This is a genomic window from Gordonia sp. 11cp, from assembly GCF_057767225.1.
Map to the genome: position 1 here is coordinate 602,714 of NZ_CM173437.1, position 24,651 is coordinate 627,364.

At 66.8% G+C, this 24,651-nt stretch carries 18 protein-coding genes and 1 pseudogene; 5 read left to right on the forward strand and 14 right to left on the reverse strand.

What is annotated here, in order from left to right:
* Nucleotides 1-38: 38 nt before the first annotated feature.
* From AC3B6C_RS02490 to AC3B6C_RS02500, 3 genes are read left to right on the forward strand one after another with little or no spacing between them, the layout of a single operon-like run.
* Nucleotides 39-1,232 carry a M24 family metallopeptidase gene (locus tag AC3B6C_RS02490; RefSeq protein WP_014928068.1) on the forward strand — a complete coding sequence of 398 codons (1,194 nt, stop codon included), beginning with the start codon at nt 39-41 and terminating at the stop codon, nt 1,230-1,232.
* Nucleotides 1,233-1,256: 24 nt separating this feature from the next.
* On the forward strand, nt 1,257-2,495 hold the full coding sequence (locus AC3B6C_RS02495) for an aminotransferase-like domain-containing protein (RefSeq protein ID WP_014928069.1): 1,239 nt from the start codon (nt 1,257-1,259) through the stop codon (nt 2,493-2,495).
* Nucleotides 2,492-3,700 (forward strand): M20 family metallopeptidase, encoded by a 1,209-nt coding sequence (locus AC3B6C_RS02500; RefSeq protein WP_488374768.1) that lies wholly within the window; start codon nt 2,492-2,494, stop codon nt 3,698-3,700. The genes AC3B6C_RS02495 and AC3B6C_RS02500 overlap by 4 nt, the downstream gene beginning before the upstream one ends.
* On the opposite strand, the gene AC3B6C_RS02505 is transcribed toward AC3B6C_RS02500, so the two are convergent.
* The 4 genes from AC3B6C_RS02505 to AC3B6C_RS02520 all read right to left on the reverse strand — a co-directional run bounded on the left by AC3B6C_RS02505 (nt 3,697) and on the right by AC3B6C_RS02520 (nt 7,939).
* Nucleotides 3,697-5,082: an MFS transporter gene (locus AC3B6C_RS02505; RefSeq protein WP_488374769.1), complete on the reverse strand. Its 1,386-nt coding sequence runs from the start codon at nt 5,080-5,082 to the stop codon at nt 3,697-3,699. The genes AC3B6C_RS02500 and AC3B6C_RS02505 overlap by 4 nt on opposite strands.
* A 118-nt stretch (nt 5,083-5,200) precedes the next feature.
* Nucleotides 5,201-5,989 (reverse strand): GntR family transcriptional regulator, encoded by a 789-nt coding sequence (locus AC3B6C_RS02510; RefSeq protein WP_488374770.1) that lies wholly within the window; start codon nt 5,987-5,989, stop codon nt 5,201-5,203.
* A 10-nt stretch (nt 5,990-5,999) separates the two neighbouring features.
* A complete protein-coding gene (locus tag AC3B6C_RS02515; protein ID WP_010840784.1) occupies nt 6,000-6,536 on the reverse strand; it encodes a DUF3830 family protein in 537 nt (178 codons plus the stop codon).
* Nucleotides 6,533-7,939, reverse strand: a complete 1,407-nt coding sequence (locus AC3B6C_RS02520) for an amidase (protein WP_488374771.1) — start codon at nt 7,937-7,939, stop codon at nt 6,533-6,535. Before AC3B6C_RS02520 ends, AC3B6C_RS02515 begins: the two co-directional genes overlap by 4 nt.
* 56 nt (nt 7,940-7,995) lie before the next feature.
* Here AC3B6C_RS02520 and AC3B6C_RS02525 point away from each other — a divergent pair, with 56 nt between their 5' ends.
* Nucleotides 7,996-8,736 (forward strand): maleate cis-trans isomerase family protein, encoded by a 741-nt coding sequence (locus AC3B6C_RS02525; protein WP_488374774.1) that lies wholly within the window; start codon nt 7,996-7,998, stop codon nt 8,734-8,736.
* Nucleotides 8,737-8,751: 15 nt separating this feature from the next.
* On the opposite strand, the pseudogene AC3B6C_RS02530 reads toward AC3B6C_RS02525, so the two are convergent.
* The 10 genes and pseudogenes from AC3B6C_RS02530 to AC3B6C_RS02575 form a co-directional block, all read right to left on the reverse strand.
* Nucleotides 8,752-10,403: pseudogene (locus tag AC3B6C_RS02530) on the reverse strand (HNH endonuclease signature motif containing protein).
* Nucleotides 10,404-10,780: 377 nt separating this feature from the next.
* Nucleotides 10,781-11,710: an aminoglycoside phosphotransferase family protein gene (locus AC3B6C_RS02535; protein ID WP_488374776.1), complete on the reverse strand. Its 930-nt coding sequence runs from the start codon at nt 11,708-11,710 to the stop codon at nt 10,781-10,783.
* Nucleotides 11,711-11,732: 22 nt separating this feature from the next.
* Nucleotides 11,733-12,437, reverse strand: a complete 705-nt coding sequence (locus tag AC3B6C_RS02540; protein ID WP_488374777.1) for a response regulator — start codon at nt 12,435-12,437, stop codon at nt 11,733-11,735.
* Nucleotides 12,434-14,983, reverse strand: coding sequence for a DUF4118 domain-containing protein (locus AC3B6C_RS02545; protein ID WP_488374778.1), 2,550 nt, complete (start codon nt 14,981-14,983; stop codon nt 12,434-12,436). Before AC3B6C_RS02545 ends, AC3B6C_RS02540 begins: the two co-directional genes overlap by 4 nt.
* Before the next feature lie 19 nt (nt 14,984-15,002).
* Nucleotides 15,003-15,638 carry a potassium-transporting ATPase subunit C gene (locus tag AC3B6C_RS02550; RefSeq protein WP_488374779.1) on the reverse strand — a complete coding sequence of 212 codons (636 nt, stop codon included), beginning with the start codon at nt 15,636-15,638 and terminating at the stop codon, nt 15,003-15,005.
* A gap of 4 nt (nt 15,639-15,642) precedes the next feature.
* Complete coding sequence (kdpB, locus tag AC3B6C_RS02555; protein ID WP_488376207.1) at nt 15,643-17,772, reverse strand: potassium-transporting ATPase subunit KdpB; 2,130 nt, start codon at nt 17,770-17,772, stop codon at nt 15,643-15,645.
* Between the two features lie 11 nt (nt 17,773-17,783).
* Nucleotides 17,784-19,616, reverse strand: coding sequence for a potassium-transporting ATPase subunit KdpA (gene kdpA / locus AC3B6C_RS02560; protein WP_488374780.1), 1,833 nt, complete (start codon nt 19,614-19,616; stop codon nt 17,784-17,786).
* A 3-nt stretch (nt 19,617-19,619) separates the two neighbouring features.
* On the reverse strand, nt 19,620-19,718 hold the full coding sequence (locus AC3B6C_RS02565) for a potassium-transporting ATPase subunit F (RefSeq protein ID WP_488374781.1): 99 nt from the start codon (nt 19,716-19,718) through the stop codon (nt 19,620-19,622).
* Between the two features lie 295 nt (nt 19,719-20,013).
* Nucleotides 20,014-21,495, reverse strand: a complete 1,482-nt coding sequence (locus AC3B6C_RS02570) for an aldehyde dehydrogenase family protein (RefSeq protein WP_488374782.1) — start codon at nt 21,493-21,495, stop codon at nt 20,014-20,016.
* Nucleotides 21,492-22,625, reverse strand: a complete 1,134-nt coding sequence (locus AC3B6C_RS02575) for an NAD(P)-dependent alcohol dehydrogenase (RefSeq protein WP_488376208.1) — start codon at nt 22,623-22,625, stop codon at nt 21,492-21,494. The genes AC3B6C_RS02570 and AC3B6C_RS02575 overlap by 4 nt, the downstream gene beginning before the upstream one ends.
* Before the next feature lie 185 nt (nt 22,626-22,810).
* Here AC3B6C_RS02575 and AC3B6C_RS02580 point away from each other — a divergent pair, with 185 nt between their 5' ends.
* Entirely contained in the window at nt 22,811-24,421 is a 1,611-nt protein-coding gene (locus tag AC3B6C_RS02580) for a sigma-54-dependent Fis family transcriptional regulator (protein WP_488374783.1), read from the forward strand.
* Nucleotides 24,422-24,651 lie beyond the last annotated feature (230 nt).

The window sequence follows — 24,651 nt, forward strand, 5'->3', positions numbered from 1 at the left end:
AACCGGTCTGGGTTCAGACAGGCAGGAGCGAGAAAACCATGTACCTGGGTGCTCAGCTGTTCACCGACAGCGAGTACGAGCAGCGCCTGACCCGTGTCCGTGAGCTCATGGACCGTCAGGGTCTGTCGGCGATCATCGTCACCGATCCGGCCAACATCTTCTACCTGATCGGCTACAACGCCTGGTCGTTCTACACCCCGCAGATGCTGTTCGTGCCGATCGACGGCGAGATGGTCTTCTACGCTCGCGAGATGGATGCGCATGGCGCACACCGGACGACGTGGTTGCCGGCCGATCAGATCGTCGGCTATCCGGAGAGCTACGTGCACCGTCCGCACCTGCACCCGTTCGACTGGGTCGCCTGGTCACTGCGCCAGCGACACCTCATCGCACCGGCGTCCAACACCGGGTCGGTGGGTCTGGAGATGGACTCACACTTCTTCTCCCCCAAGGCCTACCGCGCTCTGTTCAACGCGATCCCGGAGTGGAAGCTCGTCGACAGCTTCGAGCTCGTCAACTGGGTACGCTCGGTCAAATCCGACGCCGAGGTGCAGCTGATGCGCCAGGCCGGAATGGTGTGCTCGAAGGCGATGCGCGCCGCCATCGACACCATCGACATCGGTGTCCGGCAATGCGATGCGGCCGCGGCCATCTCGCAAGCGCAGATCACCGGCACCCCGGAGTACGGCGGCGACTATCCGGCGATCGTCCCGATGATGCCCACCGGCGCGGCGGCCGACACCCCGCACCTCACCTGGCACCAGGGCACTTTCGTGGAGAACGAGGCAGTCGTCATCGAGTTGACCGGTGCACACAACCGCTATCACTGCCCGCTAGCCCGAACCGTGTCGCTCGGCACTCCGAGCAAGGACCTCGACTACGTCGCCAAGGCCACCGCCGAGGGACTGAACAATGTGCTCGAGGCCATCAAACCGGGCGTGGCCACGCGCGAACTCGCGTCCACGTGGAACTGGACGCTCGCGAAGTACGGCCTCGAGAAGCCCTCGCGGCTGGGCTACTCGATCGGCATCGGGTATCCGCCCGACTGGGGCGAGCGGACCATCAGCATCCGCAGCGAGGACGAGTCGGTGCTCGAGACCAACATGACGTTTCACATCGTCTGCGGAATGTGGATGGACAACTATGGTTTCGAGCTGTCCGAGTCGGTCCGCGTCAGCCCGACCGGCGTCGAGACCTTCACCGACTTCCCCCGCGAACTGATCCAGAAGTAGCCACAGAGAGACGAGGTGAAGAAAGTGACCACAACCGAAACCGCCTATCAGACCCGGCATTCGGCACCAACACTACCGTTGGCGGGCCGTGCCAAGGACCTGGTCGGTTCGATGATCGATTCGTCGACCTCGCTGCTGGCCGCGCAGTCGCACGACATCGTGCGCTTCGCGATGGGGTCCCCGGCGGACGAGGCGGTGCCGGCCGACGAGTTCCGTCAGATCGCCGGTGAGATCCTGGACAACTCGTCGTTCACCTACGGGGCCACCGAGGGCGAACCACGGCTGCTGCAACTCCTCGTGGACTATCTCGCCACGACTCCCGACCCATCCACCCTGGATCGGCTGGTCATCACCACCGGCGGGATGCAGGGACTCGACCTCGCCTGCAAGCTGTTCGTCGACCCCGGTGATCTGGTCGTCGTGGAGTCCCCCACGTACACCAACGGCAGCGCCACCGCGCTGTCGTATGGCGCGCAGCTGCTCGAGGTCCCCGTCGACGACGACGGTATGCAGGTCGACCAGCTGGAGGCGCTCGTCGCGCGCACCCGTCAAACGCCCAAGGCGATCTACACCATCCCCACGTTCCAGAATCCGTCCGGCGTCACCATGTCCGAGGAACGACGCCGCGAACTGCTACGGCTGGCGCACACCTGGGGTTCGGTCGTCATCGACGACGATCCGTACGGGCTGTTGCGGTTCGCCGGCACCGACATCCCGACCTTCCAGACCCTGAGCCCCGGCGATCCGCTGATCTTCTCCGTGCGCACCTTCTCCAAGATCCTCGCCCCGGGCTGGCGGGTCGGCTGGGTCGATGCGGATCCGTCGCTGCGCCAGCTGTTGATCAACGGCAAGCAGGCGATGGACACGTGCACCAACGTGCCCAATCAGCACATCGTCGCCGAGTACATCGCCCGCGGCGGTCTCGAGGACCACCTCGCCGGGATCCGCGTACTGTACCGAGAGCGCAAGAACGCCATGCTCGACGCAATCGCGCGTCATCTGGGCGATCGCGTGGTGACCACGAACCCCGAGGGCGGGTTCTTCCTGTGGGTCACGTTGCGCGAGGAATTCGCCGAGATCGACACCCGGGAGCTCTTCGAGATCGCGCTCGCCGACGGTGTGGCGTTCATCCCCGGCCCCGCGCTGTCGCCGGGCGGACGCTTCCGGAACTCGATGCGCCTCTGCTTCGCATCGAGCACCCCGGAGCGGATCGACGAGGGTGTCCGGCGTCTCACGGCCAGTCTTGAGAAGATGGTCGGGTGAGTGGTGAACCAGACCTGACCGCAGCCGAGTCCGCAGTGCTCGGCTCCATCGACGAGGCCGCCATCACCTCGCTCACCTCGGCCCTGGTCGAGGCGCCCAGCGAGAACCCCGGCGGCACCGAGTCGGCCGCCGTCGCGGTCCTCGAGAATGCCTGCCGCACGCTCGGTTTCGACGTCACGACGCACGAAGTGTCCCCGGGGCGACCCAATCTCGTCGCCACCGTGCGCGCCGGGACAGCACCGGGGCTGATGTTCCTCGGACATTCGGATGTGGTCCCGGCGGGCCCGAATTGGTCGGCCGATCCGTACACGGTCCGTATCCGCGACGGCCGTATCTACGGCCGCGGTGCCACCGACATGAAGGGCGGACTCGCCGCCGTCGTCGCGGCGATGAGCGCCCTCTGCCGGGCCGGCGAGGCCGGCATCGAACTCTCCGGACCGGTCCGCCTGGTGTGCACGGTCGACGAGGAGGAACACGGAACCGGCGTGCGGGACTTCGTGGGCCGTCCCGCCGACCACGAGTTCCTCGGTTGCGTGGTGGCCGAACCCACCGACATGCAGGTGGTCCGGGGCTGCCGGGGCGCGTCGTACATCGAGATCGAGGTGACCGGACGCGCCGCACACTCCGGGCGCCCCTCGGACGGACGCAGTGCCATCGACGCCGCGGCGGCCATCGTCGAGATCATCCGGGCCGACGGCGAGCGGCTGGCCGAGTCCGCCGACGATCTGCTCGGCCACGGCACCTGGAATGTCGGGACCATCGCGGGCGGACAGGGCATCTCGGTGGTCGCACCCGGTTGTTCACTCGGCATCGACCGGCGATTGATGCCCGACGAGGACCCGCATCGGATCGCCGAGGACCTGCGAACGGCCATCCGCGACAGCGGGATCGACACCGACGGCATCACTGTCGACGTCCAGGTGACCATGGAGATGCCCGGTTTCGCGACCGACGCCGCGCATCCGCTCGTCACCACGGCTGTCGGTTCGGTCGTCGACGCCGGCGCCGTCACCTCCGTCGGCGGGTGGACCGCTGCCTGCGACGGCGGTTTCGTCAGCCGGGACCTCGGTGTCCCGTCGATCGTGCTCGGACCGGGCAATATCAACACCGACGCCCACCAGCCCGACGAGTCGGTCGCCATCGCCGATCTGGTCACCGCGGCGCGGGCTTACACCCTCGCCGCGATGCGCCTGCTCGGGTCCTAGTTCGCCTCCTGCTTCTGCAGCGCCGTGAAATCGTCCTCGAGGCTCGGGATCTCGGTGCCGCGGAGGGAAGCACCCGCGGTCTCCTTGAGGAAACACAGGGCGACCATGCCGATGGCACACGCACCCATCATGTAGACGGCGGGGAACAGGTTCCAGTCGGTGCTTTCCACGACAGCGTCGTTGACCAGCGGCGCCGTCCCGCCGAATGCGGCGGTCGCGACGTTGTAGGAGATCGCGAAACCCGCATAGCGGACCTGGGTCGGGAACATCGCCGGGAACGTCGCCGAGATGGTCGCCAACTGGGGTATGTAGAGCACGCCCAGGATGACGAATGCGACGATGGCCCAGGCGAATCCCTGTCCCATCAGCCAATAGAACGGTAGCGCGAGGACGAACAGGCCGATCAGCGAACCCCACCACATGGGTTTGCGGCCCGTCGAATCCGACCACCACCCGAAGAACGGGATCAGCAACATCATCACGAGCTGGCCGATGAGGTTGACGACGCTGGCCGAGGTCTCGGACAGATCGATCGTGTTCTGCAAGTAGGTCGGCTGGTACGCCAGCAGCGTGTAGTTCGCGACGTTGAGCGCGATCACGAGACCGAACATGGTGATGATCGGACGCCGGTAGTTGACCAGCAGATCCTTGAATCGGCTGTAGGCCGATCCCTTGATCTCGTTGTCCTGCTCCAGTTCCTGGAACACGGGTGTGTCTTCCATCTGCGACCGCAGGTACAGGCCGATCAGGCCCATCGGCAGCGCGAGCAGGAACGGGATACGCCAACCCCACTGATCCATCTGGCTGTCGGTCAACGCCAGCTGTAGCAACAGGACGAACAGTGTGCCGCCGCAGAAGCCGGCGAGGGTTCCGAATTCGAGGAACGACCCGTACTTGCCGCGCTTGTTGTCGGGCGCGTACTCGGCCATGAACGTTGCGGCACCGCCGTATTCACCGCCGGTGGAGAAACCCTGGATCACGCGGAGCAGGATCAGCAGTACCGGCGCCCAGAAACCGATCGACGCGTGTGTGGGCAGCAGACCGATCAGCGCGGTCGCCCCGGAGATGAGCAGGATCGTCATCGCGAGAACAGATTTGCGTCCGATGCGATCCCCGATCGGACCCCAGACCATGCCGCCGAGCGGCCTCAGGACAAACGAGATCGCAAAACCCAGCATGGTGCCGACGGTTCCGAATTCGCCGGGGAAGAATGCCTGTGTCAGGTAGACCGAGGCCGCGGCGTAGACGCCGTAGTCGTACCACTCGGTGGCGTTGCCGATCGCCGAGGCACCGATGGCCTTGCGGAGGAGTCTCCTGCCCTCGGGAGAGTTCGGGTCCGGTGCGAGCTGCTCGTAGGTGTCTGCTGTCGTCGTATCGCTCATCTGCGCTTCCTGATTCGTGGGGCCGCTGAGGGTCGAGCTCGTCTTGCAGCGCTCGGTGGACCCACGAGGTGCACTGGCAGCGAGTTCTCGGCTGCGTGCTTCCTCCGGCCGCGGGCGATCAGCCCCTGGCCACCTGAAGGCCGGCGGCGTCCTCGCCGTCACCGATCAGGCGACGCAACCCGTCAGCCATGTGCTCGATCATCAGAGCATCCGCCGCCGCGGCATCTCCCGCGGCGATGGCGTCCACCAACGCCTGGTGTTCGTCGATCCGGTCCTTTCCCGAGGAATACGTTCCTCGCATGGCTCGCAGGCACATCCGTGTCTCCACGAGAATCGTCTCGTGCAGACGCGAAAGCCTCTGACTTCCGGCATATTCCACCAGGGTCTGGTGAAAGGCCATGTCCGCCTCCGCCATCCCGGCGCCGTTCGGCTCCTCGATGTGGTCACGCATCGCGTCGACCGCCTCGGCCAGCGCCTGTACCGTCTCCTGCTCGCCGTGCGCGATCACCTGCTGCACGGCAGCGCGTTCCACGGCAGTCCGCGCGACGTACATGTCCCGGATGTCGTCGTCCTCCATCGAGACCACGAACAGGCCGCGGTTGCGGTGGCTGACCAGCAGCCCCTCAGCGGTGAGACGCTGCATGGCCTCGCGGAGGGGACCACGACTGACGCCCAGGTCGGCCGCCAGGCCCGACTCCGTCAATTGCGAGCCGGGTGCGAAGTCCCCATTTGCGATCGCATCGTGCAACTTACGCGCGATGATCGCCGGTGTCGATTCCTGAACCAACGGCGACAACACCCGGCGACGTGGCGATTTACCCTGTTTGGGCTGGTGGACAACGGTTCTGTCCGTCCCCGGGTCCTCCGGACCCGGAGCCTCGGCCCCCACCTTCATCGTCACCGTCATCCCCTCTTTCTTACCGTGAATGGCGCGCATAAGTCAGTGTTTCCCCGCGCGCGCCGCCCATCCAGACGTCGTTGCAGGCAGCGGCGAACTCGTCGAGTCCTTCGACGATCGTCGCGAACACGTTGCCCGGAACCCAGCCCACGTCGCCGTTGACCAGCAGGTTGTTGCGACCGTAGAAGACGGCGAGGTCGATGAGGAGCCGATGCTCGGCGGGCGCCGATCCGAGCTCGTAGCCGTACGCCGGATTCTCGAGCACCCCGTCGAATGTGAAGTAGCACAGGTCACCGGGTATCGGGGTGATGGTGGTGTTCTCCATGCCCGGTTCCGCCGGGGCGAAGGCCGGCAGCAACGTGTAGATCTCATTGCGCGCGAACTTCCCGTGAAAGACCTGCCCGCCCAGCGGCAGAGCGTCCCAGACCGCGGCGGCGGTGCGCGGCGCCTCGGTGTCCAGCATCCGCGCCACGGCGCGGACGCCTCGCCTCTCCAGTGTCACGGTGATGAATCGGTCATCCCGGGACCGCACGCCGCCCCGCTGTTCATCGGTCACGCCCGGTCCCCCAACATGGTGAACCCGGCAGCGGCCTCGTATGCCGCCGCGACACGCAGCACCGTGGCGTCGTGGTGCCGTGCGCCGACGAACTGCGCCCCGGTCGGCAGGCCGTCGGCGAATCCGCTCGGCACGGTGATCGCCGGCTGTCCGGTGAGATTGAACGGGTAGGTGTACGGAGTCCACGAGGTCCATTCGGGGGATGGCGACCCATCCGGAACGGTGCGACCGGCCCCGAATGCCACGGTGGGCATCGACGGCGTCAGCAGGACATCGAATTCCTCGTGGAGAAGGCTCATCTGGGTACCCATCTCCATCCGCAGGGCGGTCGCGCCGACGACATCGGATGCCCTGAGATCGCGGTGTCGCTCCAGAGCCTCCATCAGCAGTGGATCCACGCTCTCGGCCGCACGCGGCCCGAGCCCGCGGACGACGACATCGGCCCCGGCGTACCAGATGACGTGGTACGCCCAGGCCGGGTCATCCCACCCGAGGTCCACCTTCTCCACGGTCGCGCCGAGCTGCTCGAGAACCGACGCCACCCGATCGGTGTTGGCCTGCACGCCAGGATCATTGGAGCCGAACCCGAGATCGGCGCTGTAACCGACACGCAGGTCCGCGAGGTCGCGGACATCGGCGATCGCTGCGACCGCACCTGTCGTCGGCGGAGGCAGAGCCGACCAGTCGCGGGCATCGAATCCACTCAGGACATCAAGCAGCGCAGCACAATCCGATACCGTCCGCGTCATCGGCCCGACGTGGGCGACCGGCGCGAACGGACTCGGCGGATACATCGGCACCCGCCCCAGCGTCGGTTTGAATCCGACGACGCCGCAATAGGCGGCCGGTATCCGGATGGAACCGCCGCCGTCGGTGCCGACCGACAGCGGTCCCAGGCCGGCGGCGAGCGCGGCGGCGCTGCCACCACTCGATCCACCCGACGTGCACGAGGTGTCCCACGGATTGCGGGTGATTCCGGTACGGGGGCTGTCGGTCACACCCTTCCAGCCGAACTCCGGCGTCGTGACCTTTCCGAGCAGCACCGCGCCGGCTTCGCGCAGGCGTGCCACCGCGGGCGCGTCGGTGTCCCACACCATCTGGTCGGGTTCGGTCATCAACGAGCCGCGCAGTGTCGGCCATCCCGCCGTCAGGAGGAGATCCTTGATCGAGACCGGTACGCCGTCGAGTGGGCCGAAGGGTGTCCCGGCAGCGAACCTCACAGTGGATTCCCGGGCCTCGGCGATCGTGCGGTCGGGGTCGACCAGGCAGAACGCATTGATCGACGGATCGACATCCTCGATGGCGTCGAGCAGTTCCGTGGCCACCGTTTCCGGTGTGAGCGCACCGGTACGGTAGGCCTCGGCAAGTTCCGTGGCGCTGAGCCATCGCGTGGCGTCCGACATGCGCCCCCTCGGAGACAGTTGGTAGATTGTTGACAATCTACCTCGGAGGTGTGGGCGTGACAACTGCCGTCGCGATGCTCTATCCCGGCCACGCCGCCGAGGACGACTATGAACTCATCGAGGCGGCCATCGGCGCCGCCGAACCCGTACTCGATGTCCGGCTGCCGGTCCTCATCACCGCGGTGGACTCCGACGACCACACCATCGAGGCCATGGCCGCGGTCGGCGAGCAGGACCGCCTCGCCGACGGCGTCCGGCGGGCGCATGATCTCCACCCGTCTGCCGTGATGTGGGCGTGCACCTCCGGCAGTTTCGTCTACGGCTTCGACGGTGCCCGACGCCAGGCGGCCGACGTCGCCCGACGGGCGGGTCGCCCGGCGTCGTCGACGTCACTGGCGTTCGCCGAGGCGTGCCGGCATCTCGGCCTGTCGCGGATCGCGATCGCCGCGACTTACCCGGAGCCGCTGGCGACCCGCTTCACCGGATTCCTCGCCGACGCCGGTGTCGAGGTGGTGGCATTGCGCGCCAACGACATCGGGACGGCGACCGAGGCGGGGACGTTCGACGGCGACGGCCTGTTCGAGATGCTGGCGCGCGCCGATTGTGAATCAGCACAGGCGATTCTGGTTCCCGACACCGCGCTGCACACCGCGATGTGGATCGCCGACCTCGAGGCCAGGTTCGGCAAACCCGTGCTGACCGCGAACCAGGTCACCGCGTGGGAGGGGCTCCGACTCACCGGGCTCACGGTCGACGTTCCCCGACTCGGGAGCCTGTTCACCCCCGCTGCCGGTTGAGCGACCCCCACTCGCTCAAAACGGTGGTGGGTCGAGGCGGTCGAGTTCTTCGCGGGCTTTCTTGTTGCGGGCGCGTTCGTTCCGCCGGCGGGCGAGCTTGGCGTCCAGTCGGCTGTGGGTGCGCTCCGGGTTGTCGGAGGTGATCACCCGCGGGGCGGGTGGGGCTTGGGCGGCCTGTTCGAACCGGATACGCCGCAGGTTGGGGAAAGTGTCTTCCAGCGTTTCGGCATCCCCGGGCAGGATGACACCTTCGGGGGTCTCGTACTCGGTGACCAGGCGACCCTCCCCGTCGCGGTACTGCACATCCACCCAATCCCCATGGGTCTTGAGTAGGTGACCGGCCCGGCATTTGGCGTTGAGGTTCTCACTCGACGTCGCACCACCCCGGGAAGGGTCGGTGTGGTCGTACTCGGTGACGTGGTCCAGATCGCAGGCGAAGGCTGAACGGGTGCAGCCAGGTTCGGTGCAATACCCGTCCCGGACCCGCACGAAATCGGCACACGACGCGGTCGGCCGATACCCATTACCGGGGTGAGTCGCCGGATAGACCACCGCCACTGATGCGGTGGTGTCGTGAGAGTGCGTTGTGGCGGGGTCGTCTTCGCTGTCGGCTCGGGTGTACTCGGCTGGTGCCGGGCGCTGGGCGCTCCGCCGCTGCGCATCGTCGTCGCTACTACTGGCCACATAAGTGGGTGGGGTGCGGGCGGGAGTGACGGTGGTGAGGGTGGCGTCCGGGCGGGCGGCGAGGTCCCGCACATGTTCATCGGAGATGATGCCGTGCTCGTCGAGGAACCCCACCCCCGGCGCCCCAGCCAGGGTCGCGGCATCGGTCACCACGTGGATCACGATCTCGGTGCGCACCGCGTCGAGCACATCTTGCGGGTCCGGAATGACGGCGGTGCACTCCTGTTCGTCGTCACACTGGCAGTCGAAGCTGGTGCGGGTCAACAGGGCGAACATCGCATCGGACTGCCGTATCCCTTTGGTGCGGCCGTCACGCTTGCACACCGCGTCGGCCAGGATGGCGACGGCTTTCGCCGAGATCCGTGCATTCTCCGCCGACATCACGGCGGTGAGTTCGGCGGTGCCGTCGGGCAGTTCGTGAGTCCACACCCCACGCTGGTCCATAGCGTCGCGGCGACGTTGCCGCACCGCATCCGGGTCGTGGCGGAAGACGAGGCGGTCGACCATGTCCCGTAGTCGGGCCCGGTCCCACACACCTGTGCGGCGGCGAAAAGTATCGGCGATCTCGGCATCCAGCGCGGGGGTGATCGGGTCATCGGCAGGGATCAACTCGGTCCGGGAGATGACCAACCGGACCTGCCACAACGACAAGATCCCGTCACGCAGGGTGTCGGCAACCTCGGGCAAGCGGTCACGGAGCGCGATCGCCTCATCGATCAGGATCTCTGCCTGTCGACGCGACACCCCGGCCCGGCGGGCGATGCGGGCGGCGCAGTCAGCATGACCGTCCATGACGAATCCCGATGCGCTGGTGGTGATCAGCCGGTCGGCCATCGCCGCGATCGTCTGATATCGATGCCACGCCAGGTAGGACTCTCCGCGCCGGGTGGCGTCGAGGCCGCCCATCAACGTGACCATGTCGGTCTCGGTCGCGTGGGCAGGATCGGCCCCGCGACGAACTCGCCTGGCAGATCGGTCCACACCTTCACCACGCCCCCCGACGGCTGTACCGATCACCCACCCCGAGCTGGGTGATCTGTTACGACCAATCTAGACCCGACCACCGACAATTCCGGATGAGTCTCCACAGTAGATCGCATCATTGTCGTGACGGGTTGCGACGCATGCGGATTCACGGGTCGACGTAGTTGGGGCGGGGACGGCCTGATTCTCGGTAGTTGAGTTTCTCGGGTCGCCAGGTGGTTTCGACTCGGCCCCTCGCTTCGCTCGGTGCCGGCTCAACCAGCGGAGAAGGGCACCCACTCGAACCAGCGGGAGGCTCGCCACACGACGCACAGTCGACGCGATCCGACGCACAGCCAACAAAATTGGACGCACAGTCAATGACATCGGGCGCAGGTCAGTCGATCACCGCTTTGGCAACGGTGACGCAGGTGGTGATCCACTCGCGGTCGGTCGGGCGAAGGGGGCGCGATGCGCGTTCGGCATCCTCGATGGCCCAGTACGCGTTGAGGATCATCCGTACGATGACCCAGTCGCGTGCACGATCCTGATCGAGGTCGGCCGCGTCGGTGATGGTGTAGAACCGCCGACGGATGTCGTAGCGCACGTCGGACGCGCGCGAGCCCAGACGATTCCACAGCATCGGGGCGAGTTCGTAGTGTGCGTCACCCGACATCGGGCTGGGGTCGATGGCTACCCATTGCCCGTCGGCATCGGCGAGGACGTTCTCGTGGTGCAGGTCGCCGTGCACGATGACACCGACGGTCGCGTTGTCGGCCAGCAGGTCTCGTCCGAGAGACAGCGCTTGTTCGACGAAGCGCCTCGGCACCGGCGCGTCGCGCGGGATACTGGCCAGATCGCCCAGCCATCGCTCCAGATGCGCGGTGAGCGGAGTGAGCCGGCCCGGTGCCGGAATGTGCAGCCGGCCGTACAGATCAGCCACCACCAGGCAGGCCTCGTCGTCGTCGACGGTCGTCAGGTCACGCCGCGAGAGACGTTCGAGGAGCAGTGCGCGGCGACGGGGATCGGCGCGGAGCATGCGTACCGCCCCATGACCCTGCCAATGGTGCAGTCCCAGTGCTTCTTGTGCGCCTTCGTCGTCACCGTCGAACGCCACCTTGAGGACCGCGGGAGTGCCGTGCCGATCGATCACCGGAACCACGAGCGACTCGAAACCGTGCCACAACTCCTCGCCGTCACGGCGCAGACCCCACTCGTCCAGGAGCGCCGAGACGGCACCCGGAAGTCGCCGCAGCCAGTCCGCCCAGAGCGGACCGAGCGCGGCCTGCTCCGACAGTCCGTCCGGGATCTCCGACGCGGTGATCATCGGGACACTCCGGCAGCGCCGATCACGGCGCCCCGCGAACGAACCGGTAACCCATTCCCGCCTCGGTGATGAGATGGCGGGGATGCGCCGGATCCTCTTCGAGCTTGCGCCGCAGACTCGCCAGATAGACGCGCAGGTAGTTGCTCTGCCCGAGATATCCCGGACCCCAGACCGCGCTCAGGATGTCGCTCTGCGACACCAGCTTTCCCTCGTTGCGTACCAGCAGCTCCAGGATGCCCCATTCGGTCGGCGTGAGATGGACCGACGCCTGCCCGCGCGTCACCTGTTTGGCGGCGAGGTCGACGACGAACGCACCCGCGTCCACCACCGGCGACTCCGACGTCGCGTGCGACGCGGCACCGCGCCGGAGCGCGGCTCGCAGCCGGGCCAGGAACTCCTCCATACCGAAGGGTTTGGTGACATAGTCGTCGGCCCCGGAATCCAGGGCCACCACCTTTTCGGCGGCATCGGTCCGCGCCGACAGGACGATGACCGGAACCGTCGTCCATCCGCGCAGTCCCTCGAGAACCGTCAGACCGTCGATGTCGGGCAGTCCCAGATCGAGCACGACCACATGCGGGTTCTCCCGAGCCGCTGCCGCCAGCGCGGCCGCACCGGTGGCGGCAGTCGTCACCGCGAAGCCACGCGCGTTGAGGTTGATGCGCAGGGCCCGCAACAACTGCGGTTCGTCGTCGACGACCAGGACGCGTGTCTTGTCCGTGCTCATCGGACCGGTCCTGCCGTCTCGGCGGGGACGTCGAGGTCGTCGGTCGCGGGCAGGTCGACGACCATCGTGGCGCCGCCGCCCGGCGTGTCCTCGACGCCGAGCACTCCCCCGATGGCCGTGACGAACCCCTGTGCCACCGACAGCCCCAGCCCCACCCCCGACGACGCACCGCTGGTGTCGCCGCCCTGGTGGAACGCCGCGAAGATCTGGTCGCGGTCCACGACCGGGAGCCCTGGTCCGTGGTCGATGACCCGGATCTCGCATCGTGGCGGGTCGGCGGGGGTCAACCGAGCGGTGACCTCCACATGCCCACCGCCGTGACGGCGCGCGTTGTCGATGAGGTTCGCCAGGGCACGCTCGAGCAACCCGGGATCGGTGTACGCCCAGGCGTGACCGAGATCGAAGGTCAGGGCCGGCTCCCGGTCGGTTCGGGCCACGGCCGCGGCGGCGCGGTGGACGACCTCGGGAAGAAAGGTCCGCTGCCGGTGCGGCCGAACCGCACCTGCGGCGAGCCGCGATGAATCCAGCAGGTTACCCACCAGCGAGGTGAGGTGGTCGACCGACTCGTCGACGGTCGCCAGCAGTTCCGCGGTGTCCTCGGGACTGAACGTGACATCGTCACTGCGCAGACTCGACACCGCGGCCTTCGCCGCGGCCAGTGGTGTCCGGAGGTCGTGGCCGACCGCTGACAACAGTGCCCGCCGAAGCTCGTCGGTGCGCGCGAGGGCTTCGGCCGTCGCCGCCTCTGCTTCCAGCGCGTGGCGTTGTACCGCGCCCGCGGCCTGCCCGGCCACGGCTGCCAGGACGCGCCGGTCCCGCGCGCCGAGCTTCGGTCCGCGCAAGAGCAGTTCGAACTTCTCACCCGGCACGACACAGACGGTGTCGGCGTCTTCCGGCGACACCGGAGGCGACTCGCCGACGGCGGCCTCGACCACGCGGCCGGCGCGTGAGGTCCGCCGCACGACCGACACCGCGGACTGATCGTAGGTCTCCCGGAACCGCTCGAGCAGAACCGGGACGTCGGCGCCGCCGAGTACGACGCTGGAGAACAGCGCCAGCAGTTCGGCCTCGCGTGCGGCGTCCTGCGCCTGCGCCCGCCGTACCGTCGCCGAATCGACCAGCGCGGCAACCGCGATCGCGATCATCAGCATGACCAGGATGGTGATCAGGTTGTCAGGCTGGCTGATCGTGAACGTGAACCTCGGATCGGTGAAGAAGAAGTTCAGCAGCAGACCGGAGATCACCGCCGACAGGGCTGCCGGCAGGATGCCGCCCAGCATCGACACCGCCAGCACCGCAACGAAGTACAATGCCGACTGGCTGGCGAACCCGAGCCACGGGTCGAGCAGCTGCAGCACCCCGGTGACGCCCGCGGGCACCAGCACGGCGAAGAGCCAGCTCAACGGCCGGTGGAAACGGGTGTCCCGGATGTCCAGGCGCGACCGTCGTGACGTCTCGTCGTGGGTCACCATGTGCACGTCGATGCGGCCGCTGTCGCTGACCACCGCCGCCCCGACCCCCTCGTCGAAGATCCGCTGCCACCTCGGCCGCCGTGAGGTGCCGAGGACGAGCTGGGTGGCGTTGACCCCGCGTGCGAACTCCAACAACGTGTCCGGGATGTCGTCGCCGACGACGGTGTGGATCCGCGCCCCGAATCCCGCGGCGAGCTCTTTGAGCGCGGCGAGGTCGACCCCCACACCGGTCAACCCGTCGCCCCGGACCACGTGGACGGCCAACAGTTCCGCGCTCGAACGCGATGCGATCCGGCTCGCGCGTCGGAGCAGCGTCGGCGATTCGGCGCCACCGGTGACGGCGACGACGACCCGCTCACGCGCTTCCCATGTCTCGGTGATGGAATGTGCCGCACGGTAATCCGCGAGCTTGTCGTCGACCTGGTCGGCCAGCCACAGCAGCGCGAGCTCGCGTAGCGCGGTGAGGTTGCCCTGCCGGAAGTAGTTGGCCAGGGCGCCGTCCACGCGTCCGCCCGGGTAGACCTTGCCCGCGGACAGTCGCTGCCGCAATGCTTGTGGATCGATGTCGACGAGTTCGATCTCGTCGGCACCGCGCACGATGTCGTCGGGCACGGTCTCCCGTTGCACCACGCCGGTGATCTGCGCGACGACGTCGTTCAGGCTCGCCAGGTGCTGGATGTTGATCGTCGAGTAGACGTCGATGCCGGCGCCGAGCAGTTCCTCGATGTCCTCCCACCGCTTGCGATTTCGAGACCCGGGGATGTTGGTGTGGGCGAGTTCGTCGACGAGCGCCACAGCCGGCCGGCGCGCCAGCACCGCGTCGAGGTCCATGTCCTCCAGTGGCGTCCCGCGGTACGACCGGCTGATGCGCGGGATCGTCTCCAAACCCTCGACGAGAGCGGCGGTTGCCACCCGGCCGTGGGATTCGACGACACCGATCACGACATCCGTTCCCTCGTCGACGAGGGTTCGGGCTTGCGCGAGCATCTCGTAGGTCTTCCCCACGCCGGGCGCGCAACCGAGGAACACTCGCAGCTTGCCCCGTCCCTCGGGGTGTCCGGCCGCAGAGCTCATCGATCGATTCTAGCCTCGGTCACGGGGCCCGACATTCGGCCGGTGCGTGCCCCAGCGCCAGGTTCACCTCGAGGACGTTCACGCGGGGCTGACCGAGGAACCCCCACTGCCTGCCCTGCGTGGAGGCGTCGATGATCTCCCGGATGTCGGCCGGCGTACGACCGTTCTCGCGGGCCAGCCGGGCAACCTGTAGCTCGGCGTATTCGGGACTGATGTGCGGGTCGAGTCCCGATCCCGACCCGGTCACCGCGTCGGCGGGCACCGCCGACGGCGCCACCTTCTCCCGCTCTGCGATCAGCGCTCGACGCGCGGTGACGTTCGTCAGCAGGACCTCGCTGTTGGGCCCCTGGTTGGACGCCGCCGACGCCGACGGGTCGCCGGTCGCCATCGGCTCGCCCGGAGCACCCAGGACCCGGGCATGCAGGTACGGGTCGGGCGCACCCGGTTCGACCCGGGGATCGACACCGATCAGCGTGGACCCGACGCGACAACCCGCGGCGTCGGAGACCTGCGAGCCCTCCGCGCCGTCGGTGTTCACGCGCGAGATCGCCCACACCGCAGCGGGATAGGCGACCCCCAGGATCAGCGTGAGACCCAGGATCATGCCTGCGGCGGCGACACATTGCCGGACGAAGCCGGACCAGATCGTGTTCATGGAGTCATCCCATTCCCGGAAGTAGTCGAACGACGAGATCGATCAGCCAGATGCCGACGAACGGGGTGATGACCCCGCCGACCCCGTACAGGAGTAGGTTGCGGCCCAACAACTTCGACGCCGAGTCCGGCCGGTAGCGCACCCCGCGCAACGACAGCGGGATCAGTGCCACGATGATCAGCGCATTGAAGATCACCGCCGAGACGATGGCCGACTGCGCCGAATGCAGGCCCATGATGTTGAGGGCGTCGAGCTGCGGATAGACGGCGGTGAACATCGCGGGGAGGATCGCGAAGTACTTCGCGAGATCGTTGGCCAGGGAGAACGTCGTCAAGGCACCCCGGGTGATGAGCAACTGCTTGCCGATGCCGACGACCTCGATGAGTTTCGTCGGATCGGAGTCGAGGTCCACCATGTTGCCGGCTTCCTTGGCCGCCGACGTCCCCGTGTTCATCGCCAGCCCCACATCGGCCTGCGCGAGTGCGGGCGCGTCGTTGGTGCCGTCACCGGTCATCGCGACCAGGCGCCCGGCGGCCTGCTCGGAGCGGATGAGGTCGAGCTTCTGCTCGGGCGTGGCCTCGGCGACGAAATCGTCGACGCCGGCCTCGGTCGCGATGGCCCGGGCGGTGAGCGGATTGTCGCCGGTGACCATCACGGTGCGGATGCCCATCGCGCGCAGCTGCGCGAAACGTGTTGTCATTCCCGGCTTCACCACATCGGACAGGGCGATCACACCCATGACCTGGGCCGGTTCCCCGGCGGCGCGAACGCCGACCACCAGCGGTGTCCCACCCGCCGACGACACCCGTTCCACGTCGGCGGCGACGGTGTCGTCGACCGTCCCCTCCCCGGCCGTGACCCATCGGGTGACCGCATCGGCGGCGCCTTTGCGGTACTCGACGAGGATGCCGTCGGTCGGCGAGTCCACCCCGCTCATCCGGGTCTGGGCGGTGAACGGGACGATCGTGTCGTGTGCTCGGTCCGAGCTCACTCCCCCGTCCGGCGCGATCCCGTACGCCGACCGGCAGAGGTCGACGATGCTGCGTCCCTCGGGTGTGTCGTCGGCGAGGCTGCATCGGTGGGCGACCCGCGCCAGTTCGTCGACGGGGACTCCCGGCGCCGGGTACAGGTCGGTGGCTCGACGGTTGCCGTAGGTGATCGTCCCGGTCTTGTCCATCAGCAGGGTGTCGATGTCGCCGGCGGCCTCCACCGCGCGCCCCGACATGGCCAGTACGTTGCGCTGCACCAGACGATCCATGCCGGCGATGCCGATCGAGCTGAGCAGGGCGCCGATGGTCGTCGGTATGAGGCACACGAGCAACGCGATCAGCTTCACCGGGTCGGGCGACTGTCCGGCGTACTCCTGCATCGGCGCGACGGCCACCACCGCGAGCAGGAAGATCACCGTCAGGCTCGTCAACAGGATGTCGAGAGCGATCTCGTTGGGGGTCTTCTTGCGGGCCGCCCCCTCGACGAGCGCGATCATCCGGTCGACAAAGGTCTCTCCCGGGGTGGTGGTGATCCGGACGACGATGCGGTCGGAGAGCACCACGGTTCCACCGGTGACCGCCGATCGGTCCCCACCGGACTCGCGGACGACCGGCGCCGACTCGCCGGTGATCGCCGACTCGTCCACGGTGGCGATCCCGTCCACGACGTCACCGTCACCGGCGATGATCTCGCCGGCCTCGACCACGACGAGGTCGCCGATCCGCAGGTCGCTGCCGGCGACCTCCTCGGTCGTCCCGGTACCGGCGAGGTCGTCGTCGGCACACAGCCGACGAGCGACCGTGTCGCGCTTGACCTTCCGCAGACTGTCGGCCTGCGCCCGTCCACGCCCCTCGGCGACGGCCTCGGCGAGGTTGGCGAACAGGACGGTGAACCACAGCCAGGCGGCAACGGTCCAGCTGAACCAGGACGGACGCACCACCGCGAGCACGGTGGTGACGACGGCTCCGAGGAACACGACGAACATCACCGGATTCCGGGCCTGATCTCGCGGGTCGAGCTTCCGTATGGCGAGCGGCATCGACGTCACCAGGGAGCGGACGTCGAAGGCTCCTCGCGACACCAGCGCCGATCCCGGTTCGTCGGAGTCCTCGACGCGCCGCTTCGCGGGTTCGCCGGTCGAGATGAGTTGAGTGGTCACAGCAGTGCCTCGGCGATCGGTCCCAGCGCCATGGCCGGGAAGAAGGTGAGTCCGGCGACGAGCACGATGGTCGCGGCCAGAAGGAATCCGAACAGGAACCCGGAGGTGGGCAGCGTCGAACGCGTGTCCGGCTCCACGGCATTCGGGGCGGTGCCGGCGGGGGCAGGCAGGACTGCGGTTGTCGTTGGGTCGTCGCTGTTCACGGCACCGGCAACGGGCGAAACAGCAACGGGCGAAACGGCAACGGGCGAGGCGGTACCGGTGCTCGTGCCACCGCCGCGTGGGGTCTGGCGTGCCAGGAGGCCGGCAAGCGCGAGCACGAGCACGATGGGCAGGAATCGGCCCAGGAGCATCGCGATGCCGAGGGAGGCCTGGAACCAGTCACCGGTCGCCGTGAGGCCGCCGAAGGCGCTGCCGTTGTTGTTGGCTGCCGAGGCATACGCGTAGAGGACTTCGCTGAACCCGTGGATCGAACCCGGGCTGCCCGGATCCCCACTGTTGCCCTGCGCGTCGGTCGTCGAACCCAGGATCATGGAGATCCCGGCCCCGGTCAGCACCAGTGCCGGCATCACCAGCACGTACAGCGCGGCCATCGTGATCTCGTGCTGCCCGATGCGCTTGCCGAGGAAGGCCGGCGAGCGCCCGACGAGCAGACCGCCGACGAAGACGGTGATCATCGCCATCACGAGGATGCCGTACAGACCCGATCCCACCCCGCCGGGCGCGACCTCGCCGAGAAGCATGTTCCACAGGACGGCGCCGCCGCCTACCGCGGAGAAGCTGTCGTGCGCGGAGTTCACCGCGCCGGTCGACGTGCCGGTGGTCGAGACCGCGAACAGTGCCGATCCGGGAATCCCGAATCGGACCTCCTTGCCTTCCATCATGGCCCCGGCGGCCGCGGAAGCGCTTCCGGCGGTGCGGGTCTCGAAGACCCACACGAGCGTGAGCATCAGCGACCAGATTGCGGCCATCACGGCGAGCAACGTCAGGCCCTGCCGCCGGTCGCCGACCAGCGTCCCGTACGTGCGCGTCAGGCAGACCGGGATCAGCAGGAGTGCGACGATCTCCAGGAGGTTCGACAGCGGCGTGGGGTTCGAGAACGGGTGCGCCGAGTTCGCCGACAGGGTGCCGCCACCGTTGGTGCCGAGTTCCTTGATGGCCTCCTGGGAGGCGAACGGACCGACCACGCTCCGCGCATCGGCTCCGTCGAGGGTGGTCCAGCCGAATCCGGAGTGCCAGGACTGCACCAGACCCTGGGTGACCAGCAGTGTCGCCAGGACGAGACTGAGCGGCAACAGAATTCGGATCGACCCACGCACGAGATCCACCCAGAAGTTCCCGATCTCACCGGTTCCGCGTCGGCTCATGATGCCGCGGATGACCGCCATCGCGACCGCCATGCCCACCGCCGCAGAGACGAAGTTCTGGACGGCGAACCCGATCATCTGCGTCAGGTTGCTCATCACCACTTCGGGCGAGAAGGACTGCCAATTGGTGTTGCTGACAAAGGAGATCGCGGTGTTGAACGCCATCGACGGGGACACGCCCGGTTTGCCGTCGGACCACGGCAGGACCCCCTGGAGTCGCTGCAGAAGGTAGACGACGAGGAACGAGATCAACGAGAAGCCCAGTACCGCCAGGGCGTATCCCGTCGAAGTCTGTTCTCGGCTGGGGTCCACGCGCGCCATCCGGTAGAGGACGCGCTCGACACGTAGGTCCTTCCCACCGGCGTACACGCGTGCCATGTAGTCGCCCAACGGGACGTATGCCACGGCAAGGATCGTCACGAGCGCGACCACCTGGAGCAGCCCCGCAACAGTTGTGTTCACCGATCAGTACCTCTCCGGGAACACGAGCGCACCGAGGAGGAACAGGACCGTCGCGGCCGCGAGCGCCAGCAGCACGACGTTGATCACCCCGTCGGCGGTCACGACTTGGTCCTGACATCGAGAGCACGCACGGCCAGCACACACAGGGCGAACCCCGCGATCGCCAGCAGCACGTAGACGAGGTCCGCCACGCAGTCACTCTCCGATCACTTCGACATCCACCCGTTCGGTGGCCTCATCGAAGGATCACGCAGCCCCAGGGTCCGCGGGAGAGTCCTTAACGCATTCCATACGCCATGCGCAGGATTATTGACGCCGCGTTGTCGTTGTTCGTCAGGAGCCCAGGTCCGACAGCCGAGGCGGAGCCGGACCAGCGCGGACGGACCTCGAGGAGGTTCTATCCCGTGGAACGTGCGATCCGAGCCCGCAGATCCTGGAGTGCGCCGGCAAGGTTGGCGTCGATGCCGGACACCACTTCCGGCGAACCGATCGACGCTCCCACGAGACCGTCCGTCAGCCCGAGTTCACCCTCGGCGACCGCCACCGTTCGGCTGTGCGACAGTCGATCGAAACCCGCCTTTCCGTGGTAAGCACCATTGCCGGACACACCTATTCCACCGAACGGGGTCCCGGGCAGAAAAGCGTGCGCGATGCCGTCGTTGATCGTCACGCCTCCACTTCGGGTGAACTCCATGAACTCGGTGAAGTCGTCGTCTCGATCGCCATACCAATAGGCGCCGAGCGGCGACGGTCGCGACGCCACGTAATCGATCACTTCGTCGATCGCCTCGTAGGTGTAGACAGCGATGACCGGCCCGAAGACCTCTTCGTCGGAGATGGCAGCATCGGAGGGAACCGCCTTCAAGATGGTCGGTGGAATGACACGACCACCGTTGCCCGACGCAGGCTCCGACCCCGAGTCGACCCGCCCACCGGACGAAACGCGCACTGCCCCTCTGGCAACCGCATCATCGATCAGCGCATTGACACGTTTGTAGTTGCGGTCGTTGACGATTGACACGGCTCCGGAGGCACCTGCATCCGGCGGGAACAACGCCTCCACTTCCCTTGCCAGTTTCTCGAGGAACAATTCTTCGTCCTGCTCGTGGACGAAGACATAGTCCGGGCACAGACACACCTGACCTCCGTTGAGCAGTCGGGTGGTCGCGATCCGGTGGGCTGCCAGGTCCATGTCCGCAGACCGCGACACCACAGCGGGGTTCTTGCCTCCCAGTTCCAAGGTGGTGGGGACGAGGTTGCGAGCAGCGGCCTCGGCGACCTTCCGCCCGATGGCCGGCGATCCGGTGAACACGATGTGGTCCAACGGCAACTCCGAGAAAGCCTGGGCAGTGCGCACATCGCCGACAACCACGGCAACCTCGTCGGGTGAGAGGTACTTCGCAACCGCGCGCGCCAGGATGGCGCCCGTACGCGGGTGGAGGTCGGGGAACTTGATGATCACCCTGTTCCCGGCCGCGAGCGCATCGATGGCCGGGTGGATGGTCAACTCGAGAGGGAAGTTCCAAGCCCCGATGACGCCGACCACGCCCAGCGGCTGTTTCACGACATACCCACCGGGGACGGTCTCGGGTTCCATCCATTCCCTGATGCCGTCACGTAGTTCTTGGGCGCTACCCACGACCGGAAGCGTGTCCAATGCCTTGGTCAGCGCAGGTGGTCGGCCCCCATACTCACGGTCCAGGCTTTCCGCTATCTCGTCGATGTGCTCGACGACTGCAAGCAGCAACCTGTCGATCCTGCTGATGCGAACTTCTGCCGAAACATGGCCTTCGCGACGGAATTCCGCCCGTTGACGAGCGACGAGAGCGTCCAGCTCTTCGGGGGTGACTGCGGAGTCGGCAATGGTGGATGAGCTCATTCTGCGTCCTTTTCGGAGGTGGTGGATTCCTCGATCACGAGGACCGGCTTGATCGCGACCCCTGACTCGAGGTCGGCAACTGCCTGATTGATGTCATCGAACGAGTAGCGGGACACCAGCTGGTCTATCGGGAAACGACCCTGTCGGTACAGCTCCACCAGGCGGGGGATGAACTCGTGCGGCGTCGAGTCGCCCTCCGTGACCCCCACGATGGACCTACCCGCCATCAGCAGCTCGAGCATGTCCACCCTGACCTCGGTGCCCGCCTGTCCGAAGCCCAGAACTGCACACGTGCCGGCGGGAGCGAGAGAGCTGACAGCGGTTCGCACCACGGAGGTGGACGCAGTCGTGTCAACCGCGAAATCCGCACCCAATCCGGTGATTTCGCGAATGGCATCGGACAACTCGTCAGCATCGCCACGCAGGACGTGCGTCGCTCCCACTTCCCGCGCCTTCTGCAGGCGCGCATCGACGAGATCGACGGCGATTATCGTGCCACAACCCACGGCACGACCTGCCATCACAGCGGAAAGCCCCACAGCCCCGACGCCGAACACGACCAGACTCGAGCCCGCGCGCGGCCGCAGTCTGTTCATCACGGTGCCCGCGCCTGTCTGGATTCCGCAGCCCAGCGGCGCGAGGAGCGACGGGTCGACGTCGCCGGGCACCTTGATCACGTTGTTCTGGGAGGCGATGGCAAAGGTCGCGAATGTCGACTGGGCGAAGAAGTTGCCGTTGACCCTTTCCCCGCCGGCCGTCGACAGAGCACTCGTCCCATCCACACGCCCGCCACTGACGTTTCTCGTCGTGAACTCGACGCAATAGGACGGCAGTCCCTTACGGCAGGTCACGCATGCGCCGCACGAGTCGAAGGTGGCGACGACTCGATCACCCACTGCGAGACCCACCACCGCGCTGCCCACTGCGTCTATCACTCCGGCGCCTTCGTGTCCGAGCACGAGGGGCAGCGGAACGGGCAACCATTGTCGTTGCACCCCGATGTCTGTGTGGCAGATCCCCACCGAGTGCACTCGGATGCGCACCTCGGTCGGGCCGGGGCCCTCTAGTTCGAGCTGCTCGATCTGGAAAGGTTCTCCTGGCTGTCGAACTACTGCTGCGTCAACACGCATGACTCTCCTCGTACTGAATGCGGTGATACTGCCCGTCACGGTCGTGTGACATGGGCCTCATTCACGCTAGGCGGGGAGCAATGGCCTGAACTGTCCAAGTTCTTGGACATCTCGTTCAATCGGCCCGACCATTTGCGTTCAGACGGTAGACTCGTGCCTGTGTTCTCCTGGGGTAGTCGGCCGCTATGACCGTCCGCCGCGGCGCCTCCGCGGACTCCCTGAGGCCAGAGATCGCGTCGTCCTGGCTTCGGTCACGGCTGAGTGGGGTCAGTCCGACGTCGCCCCCCAAAGTGGCCTGTCCCGACGAAATCCACCCTGGGAGATTGGCTGCAGCCGCAGAGAGAGTTCTGCACTCTCTGGCCGACGACTTGTCCGACACGGGGGCGGCACTCGTGCTCGCCGACGGAGATGCCCGGATCTTCACCACACAAGCGGGAAACCGATCAGTACAGACATGGCTGGAAGACCTCGGCGCCGTCCGCGGAGCGCGGTTCGGGGAGGACAACGCAGGAACCAACGCGATCGGGACGCCGCTCGAGATACGCAGGTGCATCTCGGTTCTCGGTGAAGAACACTTCCACGAGACGTTCAAGGATTTCAGTTGCCACGGCGAGCCGATTCTTCATCCGTCGACGCAACGCACCATCGGCGTCCTGAACGTCTGCTTCCACCGTGAGACCGACAACCCTCTGTTCCGATCGCTGGCTCGACGTGTCGCGCACGACATCATGACCGAACTCGCCGTGTACAGCCCTCGCAAGGAGCAGGCATTGGCCGCGGCGTTCGCCGGTCAACGCTTTCGTTCCGCCCCAGCCCGTATCGCGTTGGGCGAGAACTCGGTCCTCGCGACGCCTGCGGCGCTGGATCTGCTCGACAGTTCCGATCATGTGGGCCTACGGGCACTTGCCGACGACGTCCTTCGGGGCATGACCGGCACGAGGGTGATCACGTTGGCGTCCGGCGCGTCAGTCGAAGTGCAGTGGACGGTGATCGAGCGAGCAGGAGTGGTCGCAACGCTGGCTCCGCTCGACGCGGAGCATGTCGACTCGTCGAGCGGTGAGACAGCAGAACTCGAAACGTGGCCGGTTCTCGTTCAGGGAGAACACGGATCGGGCCGTACCAGACGCGCGTTGGAGATCCTGCGCCACAACGACCACCTTGTCCTGGACGGCATCGATTCAGGCCGAACCGACCTCTTCGACAGCAGGCTCGATGCGGCGTTCCGGCAGCCGCACACCAGAGCGATTCTCGTCGAGAATGTGCACCTCCTCGAGGAGCCTCAAGTGATCCGGTTGGCTCAGAACCTCAAACGCGGTACACATCAGGTTGTGATGACGTGTGTGCCCGGTCCGCGATGGGAGCAGACCAAGGGGGCGATCTTCTCGACGATCGGACGCTTTGAGCCTGTGCCCGCGCTGCGAGCACGGCGAGCCGACATTCCACAGATCGCTGCGCACATGCTGCAGGAGTCGTCGCGAGGCGATTCACGCCGGTTCGACCCCGCGGCCCTGCGAGCCTTGGCGAGTCAGCAATGGCCGGGCAATCTCGCCGAATTGAGACGCGTGGTCGAGTACGCGTCAGGCCGCACGCGAGCAGGAGTGCTGACTGCCGACGACCTACCCGAGGCCTACCGCCAGGCCGATCGGCCACTCTCCCCTCGCGAGGATGCCGAACGACTCGCCATCGTGAACGCACTCAAGGCTTCTGACAACAATCGCAGCAGGGCCGCCACGCTGTTGGAGATCAGCCGCTCGACGCTCTACAACCGAATGCGCTCACTGGGCATCGACCGTTGACTGCCCGTCGCCTACATACGCGCTGTACTCGCATATTCGTACGAACAAGAAGCGACTCGTGGCAATGACTTTGAGAGACCTACGTCGCGGGAACGCGGACCAGTCCTGGGCGCCGCCCTTCGACTTCGACGTCGAGTATGAGGAAATGGGGTGGAATGAATGTTCTTGGTACGACAACGATCCCTGGTTAGTTGAGGCGCCCCACGGCGGTGACGAAGTCGCGCATATCG

Excerpts from the sequence above, each read along its gene's own strand:
- AC3B6C_RS02535 (WP_488374776.1), bottom strand. The coding sequence starts at position 11,710 with ATGATCACCGCGTCGGAGATCCCGGACGGACTGTCGGAGCAGGCCGCG.
- AC3B6C_RS02540 (WP_488374777.1), bottom strand. The coding sequence starts at position 12,437 with ATGAGCACGGACAAGACACGCGTCCTGGTCGTCGACGACGAACCGCAG.
- AC3B6C_RS02580 (WP_488374783.1), top strand. The coding sequence starts at position 22,811 with ATGACCGTCCGCCGCGGCGCCTCCGCGGACTCCCTGAGGCCAGAGATC.
- AC3B6C_RS02545 (WP_488374778.1), bottom strand. The coding sequence starts at position 14,983 with ATGAGCTCTGCGGCCGGACACCCCGAGGGACGGGGCAAGCTGCGAGTG.
- AC3B6C_RS02490 (WP_014928068.1), top strand. The coding sequence starts at position 39 with ATGTACCTGGGTGCTCAGCTGTTCACCGACAGCGAGTACGAGCAGCGC.
- AC3B6C_RS02520 (WP_488374771.1), bottom strand. The coding sequence starts at position 7,939 with ATGTCGGACGCCACGCGATGGCTCAGCGCCACGGAACTTGCCGAGGCC.
- AC3B6C_RS02510 (WP_488374770.1), bottom strand. The coding sequence starts at position 5,989 with ATGACGGTGACGATGAAGGTGGGGGCCGAGGCTCCGGGTCCGGAGGAC.
- AC3B6C_RS02505 (WP_488374769.1), bottom strand. The coding sequence starts at position 5,082 with ATGAGCGATACGACGACAGCAGACACCTACGAGCAGCTCGCACCGGAC.
- AC3B6C_RS02575 (WP_488376208.1), bottom strand. The coding sequence starts at position 22,625 with ATGCGTGTTGACGCAGCAGTAGTTCGACAGCCAGGAGAACCTTTCCAG.
- AC3B6C_RS02570 (WP_488374782.1), bottom strand. The coding sequence starts at position 21,495 with ATGAGCTCATCCACCATTGCCGACTCCGCAGTCACCCCCGAAGAGCTG.
- AC3B6C_RS02550 (WP_488374779.1), bottom strand. The coding sequence starts at position 15,638 with ATGAACACGATCTGGTCCGGCTTCGTCCGGCAATGTGTCGCCGCCGCA.